The 4,660-nt window shown below is 69.8% G+C and carries 3 protein-coding genes; all 3 read right to left on the minus strand.

Translation table 11 applies throughout. The features are described from left to right. The coding region (locus tag AOK09_RS42720; RefSeq protein WP_157876111.1) for a DUF3662 domain-containing protein at window positions 1–834 on the minus strand (834 nt) is incomplete at its 3' end. Window positions 835–1,217: 383 nt separating this feature from the next. Then, complete coding sequence (locus tag AOK09_RS31595; protein WP_055590656.1) at window positions 1,218–2,030, minus strand: COG4705 family protein; 813 nt, start codon at window positions 2,028–2,030, stop codon at window positions 1,218–1,220. Window positions 2,031–2,234: 204 nt separating this feature from the next. Beyond that, a partial coding sequence (locus tag AOK09_RS31600) for a discoidin domain-containing protein (protein ID WP_055590657.1) occupies window positions 2,235–4,660 on the minus strand: 2,426 nt, incomplete at its 5' end.

Consider the following 4,660-nt stretch of genomic DNA (forward strand, 5'->3'; position numbering starts at 1 on the left):
GTGGGGGCCGCAGTCACGGACGACCAGCAGGGGGGCCGAGGCTGAGGCCTCCTGAGGAGCGATCCGGCCGATCGGGTGGACCGCCAGGCGCAGCAGGCCGCGGTCCGCCGCCTGTACGACCGGGCTCCAGGCCGGACCGCGGCCGGTCTCCACCGCTATTCGGGCACCGGCGGCGGCCGCCCGCAGCGCAATCAGCTGGGCGGCCCACAGGCCGCCGACCAGCACGATGCCGTACGGGGACGGGCGGAGCAGGCCCTGGGCGGCGGGAGTCGCCCTGCCGTCCGCACGGACCAGCATGCCGGTGCTGCTGATCGACAGCCCCAGGGACTCCAGGTGGTGCCGGGTCAGCAGCTGCTTCTGCCAGCGCGGTGCCTGCTGCAGCATCGGCTGCGGCGGCTGGGCCCACGGGATGTCGCGCCGGGACTGCGGTGGACGGAGGCCGCGGTAGCCCTGAACGGTCCGCAGGGCCTGGATCTGGCTGTGCACCCGGTATCGGCCGGTGTCCAGGCCGGTCGCGTACCGCAAATCGATCTTCAGCGGGCCCAGAAACGAGTAGCGTTGCGCTGTGGCGTACTCACGTACCTTGTCGGCCAGTTCGTCGCTGAGCACGGTCAGGTATGTGCTGTGCCGTTCGAAGTCGTCCCAACTCAGTTCGATGACGAAGTGGTTGGGCGCGATGGTGCGGTCCCGATTCCAGATCCTGGCGTTGATGTCGCATTCGCGCTGAAGGGCGCCGGCGAACTCGAACGGCTGCGCGGCGGACTTGAACGCCTTTGCGAAGACCCCGTTGACCAAAGCCTCCAGGCGTTGGTCGAGCTTGTTCAGGGCACCCACCTGGCAACCCCTTTCTCCGGGCGTCCATCCCTCTGCCATGGGGGATGTCTCGGATTACGCTGCTAATAGTATTTTTATGCTCACTCTCAGTCGCCTCAGCGGGCGTGTCGCTGTAGATCCACCTGATCGGCGCACGCGGTGGGGTGGGTCGATGGCGGAGGCCGCGGCCGGGGCGCCCGTGGACGTCCGGCGTCTTCCTCGACCTGGCCCTTCGGAGGGTGCCCGGGGTTCAACCCCGTGGGGGCCGTGACTTCGCCGCCGACCCCGGGTGGCGGCTGCGGCCGGTCGGCCGGCGGTGCCCAGCGGGGACGGCGGCGGCCGTGGCGGACATGGCGGAGCCCCGGGCCGTCCTGCCGGCCCGGGGCTCCTGGGGGACGGATCGGTCAGTGGCCGCCGCCGGCCGCATGGCGGGCCTGCGGGCCGACGTCCTTGCGGGTGGCCGCCAGATAACCCACCAGGGCGAGGATCAGCACCAGAAGGACCAGGCTGACCGGCCCGGTGCCCAGCCCCAGGCCGCCACGGGAGCCGGAGACCCCCATCCAGTCCGCGAAGGACGCCCCCAGCGGCCGGGTCACCACATAGGCGAACCAGAAGGCGAAGATCCCGTTCCAGCGCAGCCCGCGGAAACCCACGGCGGGCACGGAGATCAGCGCCGCGAAGGCGATGCCGGAGGAGAGATAGCCGAGGTGCAGGGTGACGGCGGTCATGTCGCCGGTGGCGGTACCGAGGGCGAAGGTCGTCAGGACCGCCGCCCAGTAGAAGAGTTCGCGGCGCCGGGTGTGGATGCTGTGCATGGAGAGCGTCCGCTCGGCGGCGTACCAGATCCCGAAGACGGCACCCAGGGCGACCGCGAAGAACACGGTGGAGACCAGATAGGGGACGCCCAGTCCGACGTGCAGCACATCGGCGGCCATGGTGCCGAAGACGCTGACCAGGACGATGGCCGTCCAGTAGACCCAGGCCAGGTAGCGGCGGGCCAGCAGCTGCAGCGCCAGCGAGGCGGCCAGGGCGGCGCCGGCGAGCGCGACGGCGGGCAGCGGGCCGAGCCGGTGGGCCAGGAAGTCCGATGCGGTCTCGCCCATGCCGGTGGTCAGTACCTTGACGATCCAGAAGTAGACCGTGACCTCCGGGACCTTGCTCAGTGGGTGGCGAACGGGCGCCGGTGACCGTAGTTCAGTTGTCTGGCCTGTCGTCATGGCGGAAATGATGACATCCAGGACAGCCTGTCGTCTACACGACTGTAGACGCTCATCGCGGCCCGCCGGACCGGCCGCGGCCGCTGCTGAGGGTTCCGCGCCCTGTCGGCGGGGCGGGGTGTGCCGGGTGGCGGCGCGCGGCGGACCGCCGCCCCCGGCGGGGCGGCGGTCCTGACCTGCGGCCGATCCGGTCTCAGCGGAGCGTCACGGGTACGAGACCACGTTGGACGGGACGGTCGAGGTACCGGAGGTGGCGCTGCCGGTGCTGTTGACCACGTGGTTGTACTGGCCCATGCCGCCGAGCGACACCACCAGGGCGTCGTGCAGCTTCACCGTGGACTTGTTGGGGACCTCGAAGCCGTGGTCCATGCGGATGGTGGGGTCGGCGGTGAAGTTGCAGTAGCTGCCGACTCCCCAGGCCTCATGGGTGTTGACCGAGTCGTCGACCTTGTAGGCGGCGTAGCCCAGGGTGGAGCCGTTCTGGACGGCTGCCTGGTTGGGCGCGTCATAGGCGATCTCGTTCTGGAAGAAGATCGTTTTGCCGCGCTCGCCGGACCACTCCACGTCGTACTTCTTGAAGTGTTCGACGAACAGTCCGGTGGCCAGCACGTCGTTGCCGTGCACCAGCAGACCGTAGTCGGAGGGGTTGGTGTTCCAGCCCACCCCGGTGCCGTGGTCGGCACGCCAGATCCAGGTGTGGTCGATCAGGGTGTTGTTGCTGTTGATCACCATGCCGGTGGTGACGGAACCGGCGCGGGCGCCGCCCACCCGGACGAAGACGTCCTGGACGCTGGTCGGGTCGGCGGAGTGGTCGGCGGAGGCGCCGTCCGGGCCGACCTGGAGCAGCGTCGGGGAGTTGACCGTGCCGGCGTCCAGCAGCAGACCGGCCAGCTTCACCCCGTCCACGTCGGCGACCTTGATGGCGGTCACCCCGTTGTCCGGGACCACGGTGGCCAGGCCGAGGCCGAGCACCACGGTGTCGGGACGGGTGATGTTGATGGTCTGGTCGACGTGGTACACACCCGGGGTGAAGAGCAGGTTGAGCCCCTGGGCGAGCGCGGCGTTGATGGTGGCCGCCGTCGCGCCGGGCTTCACCACGTAGAACTGGCTGAGCGGGATCGAGGTCCCCGCCGGGGTGCCGTTCGCCCAGTCGACACCGCTGGCGTTGGTGCGCTTGGCGGGCACGAACACCTTGTAGTCGCTGCCGTCCAGGTAGAGGAACGGCTTCTCGCGGGAGATCGGGGTGGTGCCCAGGGTGGTGTAGGGCGGGTTGGGGAAGCTCTGCGCGGGCGCGCCCTGGACTCCGGAGAAGACCTGGTTCCAGACGCCGTTGCTGAAGCCGCCGATGGAGCTGTCGCGGGTGTACCACTGCTGCTGCGAGTAGTTGCCCACGGTGCCGTCGATCTTGCTGTCGGCGATGTAGCCGCCGCTGGCCCAGCCGTAGCCGTTGGGGGCCAGGTTGAGGTCGCCCTCGACGTGCATCCGGCGGAACGGGGCGGCCTGGGCGACGGCCCAGCGGTCGCTGCCGCTGACCGGCTTGACCGCGAAGTTCTCGGCGGAGCGCCAGAAGTTCTGGGTGGCGTTGCCGTTGAACCAGCCGGCGTCGACCGTCACGTCACCGTTGATCTGGGTGGCGTCGGGGGAGAGACCCAGCCCTGCGATCGAGGTGTAGAAGCCGATCTGGGCGTTGAGGTTGTTGTACGTGCCGGGCTTGAACAGGAAGGCGTACCTGCCGTCGCCGAACTGCGCCGACTCCTGCTGCTGGAAGACCTGGTCCAGCTTGGCCTGGATGCCCTGCGTGGACGGGTCGAAGACGATGACGTTGGGGCCGAGGTCGCCGCCGCCCTGGATGGGGCCGGTGGTGCCGCCGGTGCCACCCGTGGTTCCGCCGGTGGTCCCGCCGGATGTGCTGCTGCCGGTGTGGACCTGGAACTCCCAGAGCGAGTAGCCGTACTGGGTTCCCCGGGCGGTGCCGTTCATCCGGACGTAGCGGCCGGAGCCCGAGACGTTGAGGGTCTCGTTGCCGCCGGTGCCGGTGGTGGTGGAGTAGACGGTGGTCCAGGTGGTGCCGTTGTCGGAGGTCTGGATCTGGTACGCCTTGCCGTAGGCGGTCTCCCAGTTGAGCACCACCTGGCAGATCTGCTGGGTGGAGCCCAGGTCGACCTGGAGCCACTGCGGGTCGGAGGCGGCCGAGGACCAGCGGGTGCCGGTGTTGCCGTCGACGGCGGAGGAGGCGGGGGTGCCGGCGTTCTCCTGGCTGGAGGCGGTGGCGGTCCTGCCCTGCGCGGCGTTGGCGGTGCCGCAGGAACCGCCCGGGGAGGTGGCGTCGAACGAGCCGAAGACCTGGAACTCCCAGAGCGAGTAGCCGTAGCCGGTGGCCCGGGTGATGCCGTTCATCCGGACGTAGCGGCCGGAGCCCGAGACGTTGAGGGTCTCGTTGCCGCCGGTGCCGGTGGTGGTGGAGTAGACGGTGGTCCAGGTGGTGCCGTCGTCGGAGGTCTGGATCTGGTACGCCTTGCCGTAGGCGGTCTCCCAGTCCAGCTGCACCTTGCTGATGGTGGCCTTGGAGCCCAGGTCGACCTGGAGCCACTGCTGGTCGGAGGCGGCCGAGGACCAGCGGGTGCCGGTGT

Source organism: Peterkaempfera griseoplana (assembly GCF_001418575.1).
Classification (GTDB): domain Bacteria; phylum Actinomycetota; class Actinomycetes; order Streptomycetales; family Streptomycetaceae; genus Peterkaempfera; species Peterkaempfera griseoplana.